Genomic DNA, 19,903 nt, shown 5'->3' with positions numbered 1-19,903 from the left:
GGACGTGCCCATGAGCGGGTTATCACGGCAAAGTGATCCAGCGTAGCCGAACCGTCAGCCTCCTCGCACTCGGGGCGATCTGCCTCGCCGGATGCTCGTCCGAGGAGCCGACACAGCAGCAGCTCAAACCGCTCACCCTCATGGAACAGGCGTCGAACGTCGTCAAGTCGGGCGACGGATACGCCGTGACCTGGGCCGCAGTCCTGGCCAACGGCAACCCGTGGCACTTCGGCGAGCACGTCGTGGCCAGTGTCGTCGGCAAGGACGCCGGAGGCCGCGAGGTCTTCAGGATGGACCAGCCGCTGGACGCCGTGCCGCCGGGCGGCTCCCTGACCTTCACCGGCCAGGGCACCGCCACCGCGAAGCCGGCCAAGGTCAGCGTCGACTACCGGCCCGCCCAGTGGCGGCAGGCGGCCCGGGTGCCCTCGGCCTTCCGGCCGTTCCCGGCGTCGCGGGTGCAGACGATGCGCCAGAAGGACGGCTCGTACCTCATCACGGGCTACGTCGCGAACCCGTACCAGTTGCCCGCCAGCAGCCTGGTGGTGAGCGCGCTGCTGCGCGACGGCGCCGGCAAGCTGCTCGGCGGCGGCAGCACGTTCGTGGACGACGTGCAGGCGGGCCGGCCGCCGCGGTTCATCCTGACCGTGGCCGGGCTGCCGCCGGGGACGAAGGTGGGCAGGACCGAGGTGGTCGCCCGTACCTGGGGGTCGACCGCGCGCCCGTACGAGGAACTGGCGATGGGCGGCGTGATGCCGCTGCACACCGTCAAGCCCAGGACCGCGCCGTTCCAGACGGACCGCGGGAGCGAGGTGACGTCGGGCTCGGAGTAAGCAAAAGGGGTTATTCCCGGCGAATCTCGTTACATTTTTCTGGCTTGCCCATGACAAGAGATGTGTATCGCGCGGAATCGGTAGAACTACAAGTTACGACTCCATTACATTCGGTGATATGAATGACCGCGTCCTGGTCGAAGCCCTGCGCGCCGGCGACCCCAGCGCACTCGCCGCGCTCTACGACGCGCATGCCGAGAGCGTCTACCGCTACTGCCGATGCCTTCTCCGCGACGCCGACAGCGCCCAGGTCGCCCTGCGCGACGCGCTGATCGCGGCGGAGGCGCACGCCGGCTTGCTGGCCGACCCCGGCATGCTCCGTCCCTGGCTGTACGCGCTGGCCAGGAGCGAGTGCCGGCGCCGCCGGATCGCCGGGCCGCAGGCCGCCGGCGAAGCGCTCGCCGGCGCGCCGGAGCCGGCCGATCCGGCCGACGCCGACCTGCGGATCATGGCCTGGAACGCGGTCCAGAGCCTGCCCGCCGCCGACCGCGAGGTGCTGGAGCTGGACACCCGCCACGGGCTGTCCGCCGCCGGGCTCGCCGCCGTGCTGTGCATCCCCGCGCGCCGGCTCGACGCCGTCCGCGAGCAGGCCCGCGACCGGCTGCGCGACGCGGTCACCGCCGAGATCCTCGCCATGAAGGGCCCGTACGACTGCCCGCGCCGGGCCCGCATCCTCACCGGGTTCGCCGGTGAGCTGACACCCGACATGCGCGAGCACCTGGTGCGCCACCTCGCCCGGTGCGAGACCTGCGCGCCGCACCGCAGCCGGCAGGTGTCGGCGGCGAAGGTGTTCGAGCTGCTGCCGCAGGTCACGCTCCCGGAGTCGCTCAGGGTGCGGGTGCTGAGCTGCTTCGTCGACCCGGAGCTGTTCCTCTACCGCCGCTACGTCGCCAGGCGCTCGCAGGCGCTGGACGGCGCCGGGTTTCCCCTGCCCGGCGACCGGAAGCCGCGCGTATGGCCTCGGGCGGTGGCGTGCACGGTGGCGGCGGTCACGACCCTGGTGGCGATAGCGGGCATCTTCGAGTACTTCGGGAAGGAGGTCGGCGGCCTGCCCGGCGTCGCCACCGCGGCGTTCCCGCCGGAAGGCAAGCCGCCCGTCCTCCCGTGGCGGCGGGCCGAGGCGGACGCCACCGCCGGACCGGAGCTCGGCCGCACCGCCGGCCTGCCGCTGGACGTCGCCCGTGTCACCCCGCGGGCCCGGCTGATCTCGCCGGCCACGGAGACCACCCGCTGGCTCCCCACCATCGGCGGCCTGCCGACCACGTGGCCCGACGTCGAGCCCACGTGGAGCACCCACGACCCCGTGCCGTCGCCGCCGCCGGGCGAACCCACTCAGGGGCCCGGCGACCCCGGCTCCCACCCGCCCACGCCCGGCCCGACGGCGCAGCCGACCCAGCCCACGGTGCGGCCGACGGTGCGGCCCACTGTCCGGCCGACCGTGCGCCCCACCGTGCGGCCGACCAGGCCGACCGTGCACCCCACCCGGCACACGCCGGCTCCCTCACCCACCGAGGACCCGGTGCCCACGCCGGTGCCGCAGCCGACCCCGACCGTGTCCCCCGCCCCGCCGCCCACCACCCCGGCGTCCTGACCCTGAGCAAGGGGTGTACGTAGGTCAACGGTAGGGAAGTGTGTGCATAGAGTGACAGCGGGGGGATTCTATGCACGTCCGAGCCGGGATCCTGCTCGCCTGTCTGGCCGTCACCCTCAGCCCGCCGGCACGCGCCGAGCCGGCTCCCCCGTCCCGTGACATCGCCAGGGCGCGGCAGGACGTACGGGCACGAACGCAGGAGCTGGCCAGAGCCGGCGTCGCACTGGCCGAGGCGCAGGCGCGCCTGGAGGAGCTGGCCGCCGAGGCCGGACGCCGGGTGGAGGCCTACAACGGTGAGCTGGTCCGGCTGCGGCGGGCCCAGGAGGCGCACGACCAGGCGCTGGCCAGGCTCGCGTCGGCGGACGCCGAGGTGGAGCGCGCCCGGCAGCCCGTGGCGGCGCTGGCCGCGCAGGCGTACGGCGGGATGTGGCGGTCCCACGCGTTCCCCGTCATGGACGGCGGAGACCACGACGGCTACCTGCACCGCGTCGGCACGCTGCGGCAGCTCGGCGGCGAGCGGGCCGCGGTGCTCTCCCGGATGCGCGACGCCCAGACGGTGGCCGCGATCCTGCGCACCCAGGCGGCCCGCGCGCACGCCGCCCGGCAGGCCGCGGCCGACGCCGCCGCGCAAACCAAGGCCGATGCCCAGAAGGCCGTGGCCAGGCAGAGACGCGAGACCAGGACGCTGACGGCCGAGCGCGACACGCTGCAGCGGCGGGTGGACGCCGCCCGCGACCGGGCCGACCTGCTGGCCAGGAAGCGGGCCGGCCGGTTCCGGATCCCGCTGAGCCGCGGGTCCGGGCTCGGCGACCGGGCGGCCAACTGGGCGCTCACCCAGCTCGGCAAGCCCTACCTGTGGGCCGCCGCCGGCCCGGGGAGCTACGACTGCTCAGGTCTGACCATGCGGGCGTGGGAACGGGCCGGCGTGCGGCTCGACCACTGGACCGGAACCCAGTGGACGTCGGGCCCGCACGTGCCGCTGCACCTCCTGCGCCGCGGCGACCTGCTGTTCTTCGGCCACGACAGGAACGACCCGCGCACCATCCACCACGTGGGCATGTACGTCGGGCGCGGGCTGATGGTGCACGCGCCGCAGACCGGCGACGTCGTACGCGTCGCCCCGATCTGGAGGCGGGACCTGGTGGGCGCCACCAGACCCCTCCAGAGAGTGGGATGAATCAGTGGCCGCCGTCCTTGGCGCGCTGGAAGGAGCGCTCGATCTCGGCCTCGGCCTCCATGCGGCCCACCCAGTTGGCGCCCTCGACCGACTTGCCGGGCTCCAGGTCCTTGTAGACCTCGAAGAAGTGCTGGATCTCCAGCCGGTCGAACTCCGCCACGTGGTGGATGTCCTGGATGTGCGCCATGCGCGGGTCGGTCGACGGGACGCAGAGGACCTTGTCGTCGCCGCCCTTCTCGTCGGTCATGCGGAACATGCCCACCGCCCGGCAGGTGATGTAGCAGCCAGGGAACGTCGGCTCCTGCAGCAGCACCAGCGCGTCGAGGGGGTCGCCGTCCTCACCGAGGGTGTTCTCGATGAAGCCGTAGTCGGCGGGGTACTGCGTGGAGGTGAACAACAGCCGGTCAAGCCTGATCTTGCCGGTTTCGTGGTCCACTTCATACTTGTTCCGTTGCCCCTTGGGAATCTCAACGACAACGTCGAACTCCACCGCGGTTCCTCCGCTCGCGCCCCCCGGGATCCCCGGCTGGGCGTTAATGTCTCGTAGGCGAACACCAGGATGAGAGGTCAGGGCGACGTGGCACGGCACGAGCGGTGGGTGATGCTGACCACACTCGTCCTGCTGCAGGTCGTGACCATCGTCACCGGCGTCTACGCGGTTGACAACGACCTCACCCTGAGCGCGCTGACGAGGCAGCCGCCACCGGCAGAGCCGACCGCGCCTCCCGAAGTCCCCGTGGTCACCGCGGGGCCGGTGCTGGCCGGCCTGGCGGCGAGGCCAGGAGACGGACCTCTCCCGACCAAGGGTACTTTGACCCGCAGGCTCACGGATGCGCTGGGTGACCGAGCGCTGGGTGACCGGGTCGGCGCGGTCGTCGTCGACGCCTCCACGGGCGAGCGCGTCTTCGCCGCCAACCCCGACGCCGGCATCGTCCCCGCCTCCACCACCAAGGTCGTCACCAGCGTCGCGGCGCTCGCCTCGCTCGGCCCCGACACCCGCCTGGCCACCCGCGTCGTGCAGGGCGGCGCCCCCGGCGCGATCGTCCTGGTCGGCGGCGGCGACCCGCTGCTCGCCGGTCCCCGGGCCAAGCCGGGCAGCTTCACCGACCAGGCGTCGATGACCACGCTCGCCGCCCGTACCGCCGCCGCGCTCAAGCAGCGGGGAGTCGCCAAGGTCACGCTCTCGTACGACGCCTCGCTCTTCACCGGCCCGGACGTCGGGCCGGGCTGGAAGCCCGGCTACATCCCCGACGGGCACGTCGCGCGGGTGCACGCGCTGGCGATCGACGAAGGGCGGCAGAACCCCGGCCAGAACAGCCCGCGCGTCGCCGACCCCTCCCGCCACGCCGCCGACGCCTTCGCGGGCCTGCTGAAGAAGAAGGGGATCACCGTCGCCAAGACGGTCGAACCCGCCCGTGCCCCGGTTGGCGCCGCCGAGCTGGCCAAGGTCGAGTCGGCCCCGGTCTACGCCCTCGTCGAGCACGCGCTCACCTACAGTGACAACGACCTGTCGGAGGCGCTGGCGCGGCACGTGGCGATCAAGGAGGGCCAGCCGGGGTCGTTCGCGGGCGTCGCCAAGGCCGTCCCCCAGGTGCTCCAGCGGGTCGGCGCCGGTGGCGGCATCCAGGTGTACGACGGGAGCGGCCTGTCGACCCGCAACCGCATCAGCGCCGGCGCCATGGCCGGCCTCATCGCCCTCGCCGTCTCGCCCGACCGGCCCGGCCTGCACGCGGTCGCCTCCGGCATGCCCATCGCCGGGTTCACCGGCACGCTCGGCAACGGCCGCCGCTTCACCGGGGCCGACAGCAAGGGGCAGGTCGGGCTGGTGCGCGCCAAGACGGGCACCCTCAACAACGTCAGCACGCTGGCGGGGCTCACCACCAGCAAGGACGGCCGGGTCCTCGCCTTCGCCTTCATGGCCGACAAGGTCCCGGTCTACGCCGAACCGGTCCTCGACCGGCTGGCGGCGATAGTGGCGCGCGCCTGACCGCGATCCGCCAGGATCGCGGTTGTGTTTATTCGCGATCCGGCAGGATCGCGGCGCTGTGTTTATTTGCGATCCTGACGGATCGCGGCTCGTCGCTCAGACCCGGCGTCTTCCCTCGTCGCTCGGTCGCTTCGCTCCCTCCCTCCTCAGTCCAGACACCGGCGCTCCTCGCAAACCTTGGATGCTCTTCCTGCGGATACCGGGACCGCTCCGATGTCGGGACCGCTGCGATGTCGGGACAGCTCCGATGCCGGGACAGCTCCTTGGTCGGGATACCCGGAGGGTTCAGGGCTTTTCGTGGGCTCCCTGCTTCTTCAGTCCAGGCAACTGGGGCTTCTTCGTGGGGTCTCTTCCTCCACAGTCCAGGCACGGGGACTTTTCGCGGGCTCCCTTCCTCCACAGTCCAGGCAACCGGGGCTTCTTCGTGGGTTCTCTCCCCCCTTTGTGCAGGTACCGGAGGGTCCTCGTGGGTTCCCTGCCTCCTCAGGGCAGGCACCTGGGGTTCTTTCCTTGGTTGGGGGAGCTGGGTTCGGGGCTTCTTCGCGGGGTTGGGCGGAAGCACGTACGGTGGTGGGTATGCAGGTGATCGACTGGGATCTGGCCGTCTCGACCGGCACGCGTCTGGTGCGCCCCGGTCCTCAAGTAACCCGCGAGGAGGCCAGGCAGGCCGTCGCCGAGCTCCGTACGCTGTCGCGCGAGGCCGAAGGGCACGTGCGCGAGTTCACCAAGATCGATGCTGAGACCGCGCCGCAGGCGGCGACCGTCGTCGACCGGCCCGGTTGGATCAGGGCCAACGTCGAGGGCTTCCGCGTGGTGCTGGAGCCGCTCACCCAGCGGATGACCAGCGGCGCCAACCGGCCGCCCGCGATCGTCAGCGCCGTGGGCTCCCGGATCACCGGCGTCGAGGTCGGCGCCGTGCTCGCCTTCCTGGCGACGCGGGTGCTCGGCCAGTACGAGCTGTTCCTCCCGCCCGACCCGACCGGCCGCGAGGCCACCGGCCGGCTCACGCTCGTCGCGCCCAACATCGTGCACGCCGAGCGCGAGATGAACGTCAACCCGCACGACTTCAGGCTCTGGGTGTGCCTGCACGAGGAGACCCACCGGGTGCAGTTCACCGGGGTGTCCTGGCTGCGCGAGTACGTGCGCTCGCAGATGACCGAGTTCCTGCTGGCCTCCGACCTCGACCTGCCGACGCTCGTCGAGCGCCTGCGCAACGCGGCCGACACCATCCAGGACGTGGTCAGGGGCGGCGAGGGCAACCTCATCGACGTCATCCAGTCGCCGCAGCAGAAGGAGATCCTCGACCGGCTCACCGCCGTCATGACCCTCGTGGAGGGCCACGGCGACTACGTGATGGACGCGGTGGGGCCCTCGGTGGTGCCGTCGGTGGCCGACATCCGGGCCAAGTTCGCCCAGCGCCGCGAGGGCGGCTCCAAGCTCGACAAGACGATCCGCCGCCTGCTGGGCATCGACCTGAAGATGAAGCAGTACGCCGAGGGTTCCGCCTTCGTCCGCCGGGTGGTGGAGAAGGCCGGCATGGACGGCTTCAACCGCGTCTGGACCTCGCCCAACACGCTGCCGACCCCGGCGGAGATCTCCGACCCGGACGCCTGGGTGCGCCGCGTGATCGGCACCCCGGCCCTCCCCGGCTGACCCCCGTCCAACGCTCGCCCCGGCCGTCCGGGGCGAGCACCACTGAACCCGGCCATTGTCCACGGACGCTCGCCCACGTGGCTGGACGCCGTACACCCCTCACCTCTGTGGACGCCGGACGGGGCTCGTCGCCGTGGCTGGACAATGGTGGTGTGGGACCGCACCCTGCTGTAGCCGATGTCCGCCGGGCTGTTCGTGAGGCGCTGGCCGGGCTGGACGGCGGGATGACGGTGCTGGCCGCGTGCAGCGGGGGCGCCGACTCGCTCGCGCTGGCCGCCGCGCTCGGGTTCGTCGCGCCGCGCGCCGGGCTGCGCGCGGGCCTGGTCACGGTGGACCACCAGTTGCAGGAAGGCTCGGACGTACGGGCGAGGCGGGTCGCGGAGCTGGCCGGAGAGCTGGGGCTGGAGTCCGGTGAGGTGCTGACCGTCACGGTGGGCACGACCGGAGGGCCGGAGGCCGCCGCGCGGGAGGCCAGATACCGGGCGCTCGGCGAGGCCGCGGAGCGGGCCGGCGCCGCCGCCGTGCTGCTCGGCCACACCCGCGACGACCAGGCCGAGACCGTGCTGCTCGGGCTGGCCAGGGGGAGCGGCCCACGGTCGCTGGCCGGGATGGCGCCGCGGAGCGGGCTCTACCGCCGTCCCCTGCTCGACCTCCCGCGCCGCGTCACCGTCGCCGCCTGCGCGGCGCTCGGCCTGAGCCCGTGGGACGACCCGCACAACGACGACCCCCGCTACACCCGGGTCCGCGTGCGCTCGCGGGTCCTTCCCGTACTGGAGAAGGAGCTCGGGCCCGGGGTGGCCGAGGCGCTCGCGCGGACGGCCGGGCTCGCCATGGACGACGCCGACGCGCTCGACGAGTGGGCTGACACGGTGTATCACGATTGCGCTCTAAGCGATATTTCGGGAAGGCTCACGCTCTCCGTCGAGGCGCTGGAGCGGGTTCCCGCGGCCGTGCGGCGGCGGGTGCTGCGTCGCGCCGCCATCGCCGCCGGGGCGCCGTCCGGGGCGCTCTCGGCGACCCACGTGCACGCCGTGGAACGCCTCGTCACCTCCTGGCGGGGGCAGAAGGCCGTGGACCTACCCGGGCGAGTGTCGGCCGTCCGGCGGTGTGGCACCCTGATACTCGCCATCAGCCCCATCCCGTAAGGAACCACAGGTGGACGCAGCCGACATGGGCGAGGACCTCGAGAAGGTCCTCATCGCCGAGGACGAGCTCCAGGGCAAGATCAGGGAGCTGGCCGGTCGGATCGACGAAGACTATGCGGGCAAGGAGCTGCTCCTCGTGGGCGTGCTCAAGGGCGCCGTCATGGTGATGGCCGACCTGGCCAGGGCCCTGCACGTGCCGGTGCAGATGGACTGGATGGCGGTGTCGTCCTACGGCGCCGGCACTAGGTCGTCCGGTGTCGTGCGGGTGCTCAAGGACCTCGACACCGACATCATGAACCGCCACGTGCTCATCGTGGAGGACATCATCGACTCCGGCCTGACCCTCCACTGGCTGCTGGAGAACCTCAAGTCGCGCAACCCGGCCTCGCTGGAGATCTGCGCCGCCCTGCGCAAGCCCGACGCCGTCAAGGTGCCCATCGACGTCAAGTACGTCGGCTTCGACATCCCCAACGAGTTCGTCATCGGCTACGGGCTCGACTACGCCGAGCGTTACCGCAACCTCCCCTTCATCGGCACCCTCGCCCCGCACGTCTACACCTAGAGATCGCTTGGATGGCCGTGAACCGCCGGGAACACAGCGGGCCGTGACGTACGTTGGTAGGGCAAGGCCGGTTGTAGCGGGCGGTCCCTCCGCGCGCTTGTCCGGTGTACCTTCTGACGACGGGAGGGTGACCGAGCGTCCCCTCCGGGTAGTCAGAAGTCGCGGCGTCGGGATGCCGCGGCCCCGGGTCCTGCCCGGGGTTCCAGGCCATGGTCAGGGAAGGGACGGGCCCGCCAGGGGTTCCGCATCGGATGGATCTCAAGCGATTTACACGTGGGCCACTGCTGTGGATCCTGGGCATCGTCGTGCTGCTCCTGCTCGTCACCCAATTGTGGAGCGGCGGGGGCAACTTCAAGCAGGCCGACACGTCCACGGTCCTCGAGCAGATTCGCACCGGCAACGTCAGCAACGCGAAGATCATTGACAAGGACCAGCGGATCGAGCTGACGCTCAAGAACGGCATCACGGTCAGGCCCGGCGACCAGCCCACCAAGATGATCCAGTCCGACTGGGTCACCGGCTACGGCGCCAAGCTGACCGACGACCTGCAGGCGCAGGTGCAGGCCGGCAAGACCGACAGCTTCACCACCGAGGTGCCGCAGGAGAACATCCTGCTCAGCATCCTGGTGAGCTTCCTGCCGATCGTCATCATCGTGCTGCTCTTCCTGTTCATCATGAACCAGATGCAGGGCGGCGGCAGCCGGGTGATGAACTTCGGCAAGTCCAAGGCCAAGCTGATCACCAAAGACACTCCCAAGACCACCTTCGCCGACGTCGCGGGCGCCGACGAGGCCATCGAGGAACTCCACGAGATCAAGGACTTCCTCCAGGCCCCGGCCAAGTTCCAGGCGATCGGCGCGAAGATCCCCAAGGGCGTCCTGCTCTACGGCCCGCCCGGCACCGGCAAGACCCTGCTCGCCCGCGCGGTCGCGGGTGAGGCGGGCGTGCCGTTCTACTCGATCTCCGGTTCCGACTTCGTCGAGATGTTCGTCGGTGTCGGCGCCTCCCGGGTGCGCGACCTGTTCGAGCAGGCCAAGGCCAACGCCCCGGCGATCATCTTCATCGACGAGATCGACGCCGTCGGCCGCCACCGCGGCGCCGGCCTGGGCGGCGGTCACGACGAGCGCGAGCAGACGCTCAACCAGCTGCTCGTCGAGATGGACGGCTTCGACGTCAAGGGCGGCGTGATCCTCATCGCCGCGACCAACCGGCCCGACATCCTCGACCCGGCCCTGCTGCGTCCCGGCCGCTTCGACCGTCAGGTCACCGTCGACCGTCCCGACCTGGAGGGCCGCAAGGGCATCCTCAAGGTCCACGGCCGCGGCAAGCCGTTCGCGCCCGACGTCGACCTCGACGTCATCGCGCGCCGGACCCCCGGGTTCACCGGCGCCGACCTGGCCAACGTGATCAACGAGGCGGCGCTGCTCACCGCGCGCGCCGACGAGAAGCTGATCACGATGGACATGCTGGAGGAGTCGATCGACCGGGTCATGGCCGGGCCCGAGCGCAAGACCCGCGTCATGTCCGACAAGGAAAAGAAGATGATCGCCTACCACGAGGGCGGTCACGCGCTGGTGGCGCACGCGCTGCCGAACTCCGACCCGGTCCACAAGATCACGATCTTGTCCCGGGGCCGGGCGCTCGGCTACACGATGACGCTGCCGATGGAAGACAAGTTCCTGGCCACCCGGTCGGAGATGATGGACCAGCTCGCGATGCTGCTGGGCGGCCGCGCGGCGGAGGAGCTCGTCTTCCACGAGCCCACCACCGGCGCCTCCAACGACATCGAGAAGGCCACCGCCGTCGCCCGCCGCATGGTGACCGAGTACGGCATGAGCGAGGCCCTGGGCGCCCGCAAGTTCGGCAGCGGCCAGGCCGAGGTGTTCCTCGGCCGTGAGATGGGCCACGAGCGCGACTACTCCGAGAAGATCGCCTCCACGATCGACGAAGAGGTCCGCCGGATGATCGAGACGGCTCACGACCAGGCGTGGGACATCCTGGTCGAGTACCGCGACGTGCTCGACAACCTGGTGCTCGAACTCATGGAGAAGGAGACCCTCTCCCGCGACATGGTGCTGGAGATCTTCTCTCCGGTGGTCGTCAAAGAGCACCGTCCGTCCTACGCGGGCTACGGCAAGCGGCTCCCGTCCGACCGGCCGCCCATCCTGACCCCCAAGGAGCAGTACGGCAACGGCTCGCTCGGACAGGGCCACCAGGGCGCACTGCCTTCCGGAGACACTGCGTGAAAGCGCACGAAGTAGATTTCGGACGGATCGAGAAGGCCGTCCGCGAGATCCTCTACGCCATCGGCGAGGATCCCGACCGCGACGGCCTTCTCGAGACGCCCGCCCGGGTGGCCCGCGCCTACGCGGAGCAGTTCTCGGGCCTCGGGCTGACCCCCGAGGACGTGCTCAACAAGGTCTTCGACGTCGACCACGACGAGATGATCCTGGTCAAGGACATCGAGGTCTACTCGACCTGCGAGCACCACCTCGTCCCGTTCTACGGCCTGGCGCACGTCGGCTACATCCCCAACGAGCACGGCCAGGTCACCGGCCTGTCCAAACTGGCCAGGCTGGTCGACGTCTACGCGCGCCGGCCGCAGGTGCAGGAGCGGATGACCTCGCAGATCGCCGACGGCATCATGCGGGTGCTGGAGCCGCGCGGCGTGATCGTGGTGGTCGAGGCCGAACACCTCTGCATGACGATGCGTGGTGTACGCAAGCCCGGCGCGAAGACGGTCACCTCGGCCGTCCGCGGCGATTTCCGTACCAGTGACAAGACGCGCGCCGAGGCGATGGCGCTGATCCTGGGGCGCTGACGGCTGGCGGCGCCGCGTGAGATCCGCGCGCGTTCCAAGCGCGAAGGGATCGTTATCCACAACGGGGCACCCGCGATATCGCCGGGTATGAGCGAGCGCCTAGGCTTGGGCACATGACGAGAGTGCCGGGGCTTGACGACGCCGACCGGTGCCTGGTCATGGGCGTGGTCAATGTGACCCCTGACTCGTTCTCCGACGGCGGCCTGTGGTTCGACGAGGCGGCGGCCATCCGCCACGGGTTCGAGCTGGTCGCCCAGGGCGCCGACATCGTCGACGTGGGTGGCGAGTCCACCCGGCCGGGCGCCTCCAGGGTGTCGCTCGACGAGGAGCTCGCCCGCGTGGTGCCCGTGATCGGCGCGCTGGCCGCGGAGGGCGTCCAGGTCAGCGTCGACACGATGCGGGCCGAGGTGGCCAAGGCCGCGGTCGAGGCCGGGGCCGTCCTGGTCAACGACGTGAGCGGCGGCCTGGCCGACCCGCAGATGCCGCGCGTGGTGGCCGCCGCAGGTGTGCCCTACGTGGTGATGCACTGGCGCGGCCACAGCGAAGACATGCAGAGCCGCGCGGTCTACGAGGACGTCGTGACCGAGGTCTGCGAGGAGCTGGCCAAACGGGTGGAGCTGGTGCTCGCCGAGGGGGTCTCCCGCGAGCAGATCGTGCTCGACCCCGGGCTCGGCTTCGCCAAGAACGCCACCCACAACTGGGCGCTGCTGGCGGCGATCCCGCGCCTGACCGAGCTGGGCTACCCGCTGCTGATCGGGGCGTCCCGCAAGAGGTTCCTGGGGCGGTTGCTCGCCGACGCCGACGGCACGCCGCGCCCGTTCGACCGCAACGACGACGCCACGCTGGCGGTGACGGCGCTGGCCGCCCGTGACGGCGCCTGGTGCGTCCGGGTGCACACCGTAGGTCCGAATGCCGATGCCGTGCGCGTGGCAGCAGCATGGAAGAGAGCCGGAGCTGACACATGAGCGTCGACACCGCCGCGATCGAGACCATCAACCAGGAGTTCTATACCGCGATAGAAGACGCCGACCTCGATCGGATGACCGAGATCTGGGCCGAGGACGGCGTCGACGGCAAGGTCAGCTGCGTCCACCCGGGCTGGACCCTCCTGGCGGGCCGGTCGGAGGTGCTGCGGTCGTGGGCGTTGATCATGGCCAACACGACCTACATCCAGTTCGTGCTCACCGACGTCAACACCACCGTGCTCCGCGACGACGTGGCGGTGCTGACCTGCGTGGAGAACATCCTCACGGCGGGTGAGGAGGGCGAGTCCAGCTTCGCGGCCGGCAAGGTGGTGGCCAGCAACGTCTACATCCGCACCCCTCAGGGCTGGCGGCTGTGGATGCACCACGGGTCGCCGGTGCTGCAGAGCGACGACGACGAGGAGGAGGAAGGCGAGCTTGAGCACTGACCGGATCGCGCTGAAGGGCCTGCGGGCCCGCGGGAGACACGGCGTGCTGGCGGCCGAGCGGGAGCTCGGCCAGGAGTTCGTCGTGGACGTCACCCTCTTCCTCGACACCGCGCCCGCGGCCGCGGGCGACGACCTGACCCTGACCGTCGACTACGGCGAGCTGGCGCAGGCGCTGGTGAAGGTGGTCGAGGGCGAGCCGGTCGCGCTGATCGAGACGCTCGCCCAGCGGCTGGCGGAGGTCTGCCTGGATAGGGAGCTCGTCGAGTCCGTGGAGGTGAGCGTGCACAAACCCGCCGCGCCGATCCCCCTGCCGTTCGGCGACGTGGTGGTGACGATCCAACGGAGGCGCCGATGAAGACCGTGCTAGCGCTCGGGAGCAACCTGGGCAGACGTTTCCAGACGCTGCAGGGCGCCGTGGACGCGCTGTTCGACGCGCCGGGTCTGGAGTTCGTGGCGGCCTCGCCGGTCTACGAGACCGACCCGGTGGGCGGCCCCGGGGGCCAGCGGCCCTACCTGAACGCGGTGGTGGTGGCGGAGACGACTCTCGAACCGCACACCCTGCTGGAGCGGGCGCAGAGCACCGAAGACGCCTTCGGCCGCGTCCGCCAGGAGCGGTGGGGGCCGCGGACGCTCGACATCGACCTGATCATGGTGGGCGACATCGTCAGCGACGACCCGGAGCTGACGCTGCCGCACCCCATGGCGCACGAGCGGGCGTTCGTGCTGCTGCCGTGGGCGCAGGCCGACCCCGACGCGGAGCTGCCGGGCAAGGGCCGGGTCGCCGACCTGCTGGCGGGCCTCGACCAGCGGGGCGCGCGACTCCGTGAGGACCTGAAACTGCAGAGGCCCGATTGAGACCGACCCGTCCCGGCCTGCTGGCCGTCGTCTTCGTCGTCGTCGCGCTGCTGACATGGCTGACCGTCCAGCAGTTCTACTCCCAAATGCCGCTGGTGCCGTGGACCGCGATCCCGACGGTGCTGCTGCTGGCCATCGGCGAGGCCTACGCCGGGTGGATGACCCGGGCCAGGATCGCCCGCCGGCCCGGCACCAAACCGGTGGAGCCGCTCGCGGTGGCCCGGCTGGTCGCGCTGGCCAAGGCGTCCGCATACGGCGGGGCGGGGTTCGCGGGCCTGTTCGGCGGCTTCGTCCTGCACACGGCGACGGAGCTGGAGAAGGTGACGCCGCGGAGCGAGTTCTTCGTGTCCGGCGGCTCGCTGCTGGCCTGCGTGGTCCTCGTCTGCGCCGCCCTCTTCCTCGAACACGCCTGCCGCATCCCCGACGACCACGAGGGTGACCGGCCCGAGTAGGAGCCGGTCACTTGTCGATGTCGCCCACCACGAAGAACATCGAGCCGAGGATGGCCACCATGTCCGAGACCAGGTGGCCGGGCAGCATCTCGCGCAGCACCTGGATGTTGCCGTAAGAGGCGGAGCGGAGCTTGAGCCGCCACGGGGTCTTGTCGCCCTTGGAGACCAGGTAGTAGCCGTTGATGCCGAGAGGGTTCTCCGTCCAGGCGTAGGTGTGGCCCTCCGGCACCTTGAGGACCTTGGGCAGGCGCTGGTTGATCGGCCCCCGCGGCAGTGAGCGGAGCCGGTCGACGCACGCGTCGGCCAGGTCGAGCGAGACCTTGACCTGCTCCAGCAGCACCTCGAAGCGTGCGTGGCAGTCGCCGGCGGTGCGGGTGACGACCCTGACGGGCAGCTCGGGGTAGGCGAGGTAGGGCTGGTCGCGGCGCAGGTCGACGTCGACGCCGGAGGCCCTGGCGATGGGGCCGCTGACCCCGTACTGCATGATCTGCTCGCGGGTGAGCACGCCGACGCCTCTGGTGCGGGCGAGGAAGATCTCGTTGTTGAGTATGAGGTTCTCGATGTCGGGGATCTTCGCGCGGACCTCGGCGACGGTCTGTGAGACCCGGTCGAGCCACCCGTACGGGAGATCCTCCTTCAGGCCGCCGACGCGGTTGAACATGTAGTGCATCCGCCCGCCGGAGATCTCCTCCATGACGGCCTGGATGCGCTCGCGCTCGTCGAAGGCGTAGAAGATGGGCGTCATGGCGCCCATCTCCAGGGGGTAGGAGCCGAGGAACATCAGGTGGTTGAGCACCCTGTTGAGCTCGGCCAGCAGCGTGCGGGCCCACACGGCGCGGACGGGCGGCTCCATGCCGAGCATGCGTTCGGCGGCGAGCACCACGCCGAGCTCGTTGGCGAACGCCGACAGCCAGTCGTGGCGGTTGGCCAGCATGATGATCTGCCGGTAGTCGCGCACCTCGAACAGCTTCTCCGCGCCCCGGTGCATGTAGCCGACGATCGGCTCGGCGGTGGCGATGCGCTCGCCGTCGAGCGTCAGGCGGAGGCGGAGCACACCGTGCGTCGAGGGGTGCTGGGGGCCGATGTTGAGGATCATGTCCTCGGTGGCCAGTTCCTTCGCCCCTGCGCCGATGCCCACCACGCGTTCCGTCATACGGCCCATGCTCTCACCGGATACCAGGTCAAGGAACGGGTGTGCCGGGGTCCGTCGTCCGAGGTCAAGGTACGGCAAGCACGCGCATCACCAGGCCATGGCGGGGGAGGATTGTCTGGAACGGGGGAACAAGACGATGAAGAGGGTCATCTTTGATGTGGCTGCCCTGATCGCCAGGGTGGTGATCGGCGTCATCTTCGTGGCGCACGGGCTGCAGAAATGGACAGCGGGTCTGGGGGCCATCAGCGCCGGGTTCACCGAGATGGGCGTGCCGCTGCCTCAGGCGTCGGCCGCGTTCGCGACGATCGTCGAGGTGGTCTGCGGGGTGCTGCTGATCGTGGGGCTGGCGGTCCGGATCTCGGCGGCGCTGTTGCTGGTCGACATGATCGGGGCGCTGCTCTTCGTGCACGCGGCCGGCGGGGTGTTCGTCACGGAGGGCGGCTGGGAGCTGGTGGCGGCCCTGGGCGCGGCCTGCCTGCTGCTGATCGCGCTGGGCGGCGGGCGCATCGGCCTCGACGGGATCATCCACGCGGTGCACAGGCGTCGCTCCAGGCGGGCCGCCGCGACCGAGCCCGCCTACGAGCCGGTGCCGGGCGGGCTCGACAACGCGCCCACCCGGCCCACGGTGATGGAGGAACCGCAGCGCGACGTGCCCCCGCAGGGGAGCGCGAGCGGCTTGGACGACCGCGACATGCGTGACGTTGACCGCCTGCTCGGCGACGAGCCGACCCGGCCCCACCCACGCAAGCCGTAGGAGTTACGGTCGCTGAGCGGGCCGCTCAGCGACCGGCCAGGTCGCGCAGCGCGGCGAGAAGACGGTCGACATGCTCTTCGGTCGTGCCGATGCCGATCGAGGCGCGCACGGCCGAGGCGGTGCCGTCCGCGCAGCCGCCGTCCTGCGTGCCGAGCAGGTGCCGGACGAACGGGTGCGCGCAGAACTTGCCGTCCCGCACCCCGATCCCGTGCTCGGCCGACAGCGTCTCGGCGACCTCGCGCGCCGGGTGGCCATCGACGGTGAAGGACACGATGCCCACGCGCGGGTGGCCGGGCCCCCACAGCGAGAGTTCCCGTACCCCGTCGATGGCGGCGAGGCCGGCACGCAGCCGGGCGAGCAGCCGCTCCTCCTCGCGGACGAGCGGGGTCCAGCCGGTGGCGGTGAGCGCGTCGCAGGCGGCGGCCAGCGCGATGGCGCCCAGCACGTTCGGGGTGCCCGCCTCGTGCCGCGGCTCGGGGTCGTCGTGCCAGTCGGCCCCGTCCTCGCCGACGGCGCGCACCGCGCCGCCGCCCTTCAGGTACGGGTCGCCGGCGGCCAGCCAGTCACCGCGGCCGACCAGCGCCCCCGCCCCGAACGGCGCGTACAGCTTGTGCCCGGAGAAGACCACGTAGTCCAGGTCGAGCGCGGTCAGGTTGAGCGGCCGATGGGGGACGAGCTGGGCGGCGTCCACCAGGATGCGCGCGCCGTGCCGGTGCGCGATGTGGGCCAGCGCGGCGACGGGCCAGAGTTCGCCGGTGACGTTCGAGGCGGCGGTCACGACCAGGAGCTTGGGGCCGTCGATCCCGGCCAGGGTGTCGTCGGCGGCGCGCACGGCCTCGCCGGGGAAGGCGGGCGGCGCCAGCCGGACCACCCGCTGCCACGGCAGCAGCGAGGCGTGGTGCTCGGTGTCGAAGACGACCACGGTGGTGCCTTCGGGCAGGCAGCGGGCGAGCAGGTTGGTGGCGTCGGTGGTGTTGCGGGTGAACACCACCGCGTCGTCCGTGCGGGCGCCGACGAAGGCCCGTACGGTGTGGCGGGCCTGCTCGTAGCGGGCGGTGGTGAGCTGGGAGGCGTACCCGGCGCCGCGGTGCACGCTGGAGTAGGCCGGGAGCGCGGCGGCGACGGCGGTGCTGACCTGCTCCAGACAGGGGGCGCTGGCGGCGTAGTCGAGGTTGGCGTACCCGGTGAGCCTGCCGCCCTTGACCGGGACCCGCAGGTCGGCGCCGAGCACGACGGGGATCGCGCGCGCCGGACAGGGCTCCAGGTGCTTCTCGGGAGCGGTGCGGGCGGCGTCGAAGATCGTCAAAGTGGACACGGCATGCCTCCTCGGGCGTCATCGGACCCCAGGAGCAGCCACGGAGCCCGCGCTTGCCCGCCACCCTTCGTGGCGGACCAGGTCTTCACCCGGGGCACCCCGCCGCGGACGCGAGGGTTGCCGGCCAGCGAGCCGGGGCTTGGCGCTGGCACTCATGACCTACGTGCCGGACTATAACCGATGATTCATCCGGATCGCGAACTTCTCCGGACTTCTGCTCGTTGGGCGGTGGTACGTTCCCCCACCGAAAGTAGGCGGCGATGCTTGACTGGGTGTCCAACCCGGAGATCTGGATAGGGTTCCTCACCCTGGTGACCCTGGAGATCGTCCTGGGCATCGACAACATCATCTTCATCTCCATCCTGGCAGGGAAGCTGCCTCCCGAGCAGCGCGACCGGGCGCGGGTGGTGGGCCTGGCCGCGGCGCTGGTGATGCGGCTGCTCCTGCTGCTGGCGCTGTCGTGGGTGGTCCGGCTCACTGCGCCGCTGTTCGAGGTGTTCGGTCATGAGATATCGGGACGAGATCTCATCCTGCTGCTGGGTGGGCTGTTCCTGCTGGCCAAGAGCGTCACCGAGATCAGCCACACGATGGACGGGCCCAGCAAGGACGGCAAGTCGGCGGCCGTCGTCTCGTTCACGTCGGTCATCGTGCAGATCATGCTGCTCGACATCGTGTTCTCGCTCGACTCGGTGATCACCGCCGTGGGCATGGTCAATGAGCTCGGCGTGATGATCGCGGCCGTGGTCGTGGCGGTGGCGGTGATGCTGTTCGCCTCCGGGCCGATCAGCCGGTTCGTCGACGCGCATCCGAGCATCAAGATGCTGGCGCTGGCGTTCCTGGTGCTGATCGGGGTGATGCTCGTGGCCGAGGGTCTCGACCAGCACATCCCGAAGGGCTACATCTACTTCGCGATGGCGTTCTCGGTCGTCGTCGAGCTGCTCAACATCCGGGTGCGGAGCAGGAAGAACAAGCAGGTGGAGGAAGCTCCTACTATGCAATAGTGCGCTTTGATCCCTGGAATCCGGATTTCGTGGCCCATCCCTACGACGTCTACGCCGAGCTGAGGCGGGAGGCCCCCGTCAGCTACTTCGAACCCGCCGACCAGTGGCTGATCGCCCGCCACGCGGATGTGGACGAGCTGCTGCGTGACCGCAGGCTCGGCCGTTCCTATCTGCACGTGGCCACGGACGAGGAGTTCGGCAGGCCACCGGAGCCGGAGTTCCAGGAGCCGTTCTGGCGGGTGGTCCGCGCCGGCATGCTCGACGTCGAGCCGCCGGTGCACACCCGGCTGCGCCGCCTGGTGTCCAAGGCGTTCACCCCGCGCATGGTCGAGTCGCTGCGGCCGCGCGTGCGGGCCATCGCTGAAGGGCTCGTGGACGCGTACGTGGAGAAGGGCGGCGGAGATCTGATCGCGGAGGTCGCCGAGCCGCTGCCGGTGACGGTCATCGCGGAGATGCTGGGCATCCCCGAGCGGGACCGTCACCTGCTGCGGCCCTGGTCCTCGGACATCTGCCTGATGTACGAGCTCAATCCGAGCGAGGAGATGCAGCACACCGCGGTCAGGGCGGCGGACGAGTTCGCCGAGTACTTGAGAGGGCTGGCCCGCGAGCGGGCGGGGAAGCCGGGCGACGACCTGATCAGCGCGCTGGCGGGGATCCCCGAGCTGACCGAGGACGAGCTGATCGGCACCTGCGTGCTGCTGCTCAACGCCGGTCACGAGGCCACCGTGAACGCCACCGGCAACGGCTGGTGGGCGCTGTTCAGGAACCCGGACGAGCTGGCCCGGCTCCGCGCGGACCGCTCGCTGCTGCCCACGGCGATCGAGGAGGTGCTGCGCTGGGACACCCCGGCGCAGATGTTCGAGCGCTGGGTCCTGGAGGACATCGAGGTCGGCGGCGTGCGGATCCCGCGCGGGGCCGAGGTGGCGCTGCTGTTCGGCTCGGCCAACCGCGACCCCGAGGTGTTCGACGACCCCGACCGGTTCGACGCGGGCCGCAAGGACAACCCGCACATCTCGTTCGGCCTGGGCATCCACTACTGCCTGGGCGCGCCGCTGGCCAGGATCGAGATGGTCGAGTCGTTCGGCGCGCTGCTCGACCGGACGCCGGCGCTGGAGCTTGTCAGGGAGCCGGAGTGGAAGCCGGGCTACATCATCCGAGGGCTGCAGGGCCTGGAGCTGAGCACGCGCTGACGCCGG

General features: G+C 70.8%; 20 protein-coding genes and 1 riboswitch. Of the genes, 17 read left to right on the top strand and 3 right to left on the bottom strand.

The genetic code is table 11. The annotated features are described in order from the left end of the window. Positions 1–32 precede the first annotated feature (32 nt). The 3 genes from ACIBF7_RS02690 (at position 33) to ACIBF7_RS02680 (ending at position 3,598) form a co-directional block, all read left to right on the top strand. Positions 33–830 (top strand): hypothetical protein, encoded by a 798-nt coding sequence (locus ACIBF7_RS02690; RefSeq protein ID WP_271275307.1) that lies wholly within the window; start codon positions 33–35, stop codon positions 828–830. Between the two features lie 118 nt (positions 831–948). Further along, positions 949–2,421 (top strand): hypothetical protein, encoded by a 1,473-nt coding sequence (locus ACIBF7_RS02685; protein ID WP_397196202.1) that lies wholly within the window; start codon positions 949–951, stop codon positions 2,419–2,421. Between the two features lie 70 nt (positions 2,422–2,491). Then, the gene (locus ACIBF7_RS02680) at positions 2,492–3,598 is read left to right on the top strand and encodes an NlpC/P60 family protein (protein WP_364229124.1); all 1,107 of its coding nucleotides are present in this window, start codon (positions 2,492–2,494) and stop codon (positions 3,596–3,598) included. A gap of 1 nt (position 3,599) precedes the next feature. On the opposite strand, the gene ACIBF7_RS02675 is transcribed toward ACIBF7_RS02680, so the two are convergent. Further along, entirely contained in the window at positions 3,600–4,088 is a 489-nt protein-coding gene (locus ACIBF7_RS02675) for an inorganic diphosphatase (protein WP_148035633.1), read from the bottom strand. A gap of 87 nt (positions 4,089–4,175) precedes the next feature. Here ACIBF7_RS02675 and dacB point away from each other — a divergent pair, with 87 nt between their 5' ends. The 11 genes from dacB to ACIBF7_RS02620 all read left to right on the top strand — a co-directional run bounded on the left by dacB (position 4,176) and on the right by ACIBF7_RS02620 (position 14,484). Next, positions 4,176–5,585, top strand: coding sequence for a D-alanyl-D-alanine carboxypeptidase/D-alanyl-D-alanine-endopeptidase (gene dacB / locus ACIBF7_RS02670; protein ID WP_397196201.1), 1,410 nt, complete (start codon positions 4,176–4,178; stop codon positions 5,583–5,585). A 576-nt stretch (positions 5,586–6,161) separates the two neighbouring features. After that, on the top strand, positions 6,162–7,238 hold the full coding sequence (locus tag ACIBF7_RS02665) for a zinc-dependent metalloprotease (RefSeq protein ID WP_187281524.1): 1,077 nt from the start codon (positions 6,162–6,164) through the stop codon (positions 7,236–7,238). 152 nt (positions 7,239–7,390) lie between these two features. Continuing rightward, on the top strand, positions 7,391–8,383 hold the full coding sequence (gene tilS, locus ACIBF7_RS02660; RefSeq protein WP_397196200.1) for a tRNA lysidine(34) synthetase TilS: 993 nt from the start codon (positions 7,391–7,393) through the stop codon (positions 8,381–8,383). Positions 8,384–8,393: 10 nt separating this feature from the next. After that, entirely contained in the window at positions 8,394–8,945 is a 552-nt protein-coding gene (gene hpt, locus ACIBF7_RS02655; protein WP_271275951.1) for a hypoxanthine phosphoribosyltransferase, read from the top strand. A 251-nt stretch (positions 8,946–9,196) separates the two neighbouring features. After that, positions 9,197–11,191 carry an ATP-dependent zinc metalloprotease FtsH gene (ftsH, locus tag ACIBF7_RS02650; protein WP_148035630.1) on the top strand — a complete coding sequence of 665 codons (1,995 nt, stop codon included), beginning with the start codon at positions 9,197–9,199 and terminating at the stop codon, positions 11,189–11,191. After that, complete coding sequence (folE, locus tag ACIBF7_RS02645) at positions 11,188–11,766, top strand: GTP cyclohydrolase I FolE (protein ID WP_148035629.1); 579 nt, start codon at positions 11,188–11,190, stop codon at positions 11,764–11,766. Before ftsH ends, folE begins: the two co-directional genes overlap by 4 nt. Before the next feature lie 158 nt (positions 11,767–11,924). Next, on the top strand, positions 11,925–12,731 hold the full coding sequence (folP, locus tag ACIBF7_RS02640) for a dihydropteroate synthase (protein WP_397196704.1): 807 nt from the start codon (positions 11,925–11,927) through the stop codon (positions 12,729–12,731). Then, on the top strand, positions 12,728–13,177 hold the full coding sequence (locus tag ACIBF7_RS02635; RefSeq protein WP_148035627.1) for a nuclear transport factor 2 family protein: 450 nt from the start codon (positions 12,728–12,730) through the stop codon (positions 13,175–13,177). The genes folP and ACIBF7_RS02635 overlap by 4 nt, the downstream gene beginning before the upstream one ends. After that, entirely contained in the window at positions 13,167–13,532 is a 366-nt protein-coding gene (gene folB, locus ACIBF7_RS02630; protein WP_364229131.1) for a dihydroneopterin aldolase, read from the top strand. The genes ACIBF7_RS02635 and folB overlap by 11 nt, the downstream gene beginning before the upstream one ends. Then, complete coding sequence (folK, locus tag ACIBF7_RS02625) at positions 13,529–14,032, top strand: 2-amino-4-hydroxy-6-hydroxymethyldihydropteridine diphosphokinase (protein ID WP_364229133.1); 504 nt, start codon at positions 13,529–13,531, stop codon at positions 14,030–14,032. The genes folB and folK overlap by 4 nt, the downstream gene beginning before the upstream one ends. After that, on the top strand, positions 14,029–14,484 hold the full coding sequence (locus ACIBF7_RS02620) for a DUF3180 domain-containing protein (RefSeq protein WP_219545070.1): 456 nt from the start codon (positions 14,029–14,031) through the stop codon (positions 14,482–14,484). Before folK ends, ACIBF7_RS02620 begins: the two co-directional genes overlap by 4 nt. Positions 14,485–14,491: 7 nt before the next feature. On the opposite strand, the gene ACIBF7_RS02615 is transcribed toward ACIBF7_RS02620, so the two are convergent. Continuing rightward, positions 14,492–15,637, bottom strand: a complete 1,146-nt coding sequence (locus ACIBF7_RS02615) for an NADH-quinone oxidoreductase subunit D (RefSeq protein WP_364229137.1) — start codon at positions 15,635–15,637, stop codon at positions 14,492–14,494. 157 nt (positions 15,638–15,794) lie between these two features. On the opposite strand from ACIBF7_RS02615, the gene ACIBF7_RS02610 reads away from it, so the two are divergent. Beyond that, positions 15,795–16,391: a DoxX family protein gene (locus ACIBF7_RS02610; protein WP_397196199.1), complete on the top strand. Its 597-nt coding sequence runs from the start codon at positions 15,795–15,797 to the stop codon at positions 16,389–16,391. A gap of 25 nt (positions 16,392–16,416) precedes the next feature. Here ACIBF7_RS02610 and ACIBF7_RS02605 read toward each other — a convergent pair whose 3' ends face one another. Further along, positions 16,417–17,706 carry an aminotransferase class V-fold PLP-dependent enzyme gene (locus ACIBF7_RS02605; protein WP_397196198.1) on the bottom strand — a complete coding sequence of 430 codons (1,290 nt, stop codon included), beginning with the start codon at positions 17,704–17,706 and terminating at the stop codon, positions 16,417–16,419. Between the two features lie 44 nt (positions 17,707–17,750). Then, positions 17,751–17,866, bottom strand: a riboswitch (SAM riboswitch). Between the two features lie 100 nt (positions 17,867–17,966). On the opposite strand from ACIBF7_RS02605, the gene ACIBF7_RS02600 reads away from it, so the two are divergent. Together ACIBF7_RS02600 and ACIBF7_RS02595 are read left to right on the top strand one after the other, a co-directional pair. Next, on the top strand, positions 17,967–18,707 hold the full coding sequence (locus tag ACIBF7_RS02600) for a TerC family protein (protein WP_397196197.1): 741 nt from the start codon (positions 17,967–17,969) through the stop codon (positions 18,705–18,707). Further along, positions 18,707–19,897 carry a cytochrome P450 gene (locus tag ACIBF7_RS02595; protein WP_271275954.1) on the top strand — a complete coding sequence of 397 codons (1,191 nt, stop codon included), beginning with the start codon at positions 18,707–18,709 and terminating at the stop codon, positions 19,895–19,897. Before ACIBF7_RS02600 ends, ACIBF7_RS02595 begins: the two co-directional genes overlap by 1 nt. Positions 19,898–19,903: the final 6 nt, after the last annotated feature.

The organism is Nonomuraea sp. NPDC050478, assembly GCF_044458265.1.
GTDB classification, from domain to species: domain Bacteria; phylum Actinomycetota; class Actinomycetes; order Streptosporangiales; family Streptosporangiaceae; genus Nonomuraea; species Nonomuraea ferruginea.
Note: the sequence above shows the minus strand (reverse complement) of the source record. Positions and strands in the feature narration are given on the sequence as shown.

Coding starts and splice junctions, on each gene's coding strand:
- ACIBF7_RS02685 (WP_397196202.1), top strand. CDS start 949: ATGAATGACCGCGTCCTGGTCGAAGCCCTGCGCGCCGGCGACCCCAGC.
- ACIBF7_RS02680 (WP_364229124.1), top strand. CDS start 2,492: ATGCACGTCCGAGCCGGGATCCTGCTCGCCTGTCTGGCCGTCACCCTC.
- ACIBF7_RS02665 (WP_187281524.1), top strand. CDS start 6,162: ATGCAGGTGATCGACTGGGATCTGGCCGTCTCGACCGGCACGCGTCTG.
- ftsH (WP_148035630.1), top strand. CDS start 9,197: ATGGATCTCAAGCGATTTACACGTGGGCCACTGCTGTGGATCCTGGGC.
- folP (WP_397196704.1), top strand. CDS start 11,925: ATGGGCGTGGTCAATGTGACCCCTGACTCGTTCTCCGACGGCGGCCTG.
- ACIBF7_RS02635 (WP_148035627.1), top strand. CDS start 12,728: ATGAGCGTCGACACCGCCGCGATCGAGACCATCAACCAGGAGTTCTAT.
- folK (WP_364229133.1), top strand. CDS start 13,529: ATGAAGACCGTGCTAGCGCTCGGGAGCAACCTGGGCAGACGTTTCCAG.
- ACIBF7_RS02615 (WP_364229137.1), bottom strand. CDS start 15,637: ATGACGGAACGCGTGGTGGGCATCGGCGCAGGGGCGAAGGAACTGGCC.
- ACIBF7_RS02600 (WP_397196197.1), top strand. CDS start 17,967: ATGCTTGACTGGGTGTCCAACCCGGAGATCTGGATAGGGTTCCTCACC.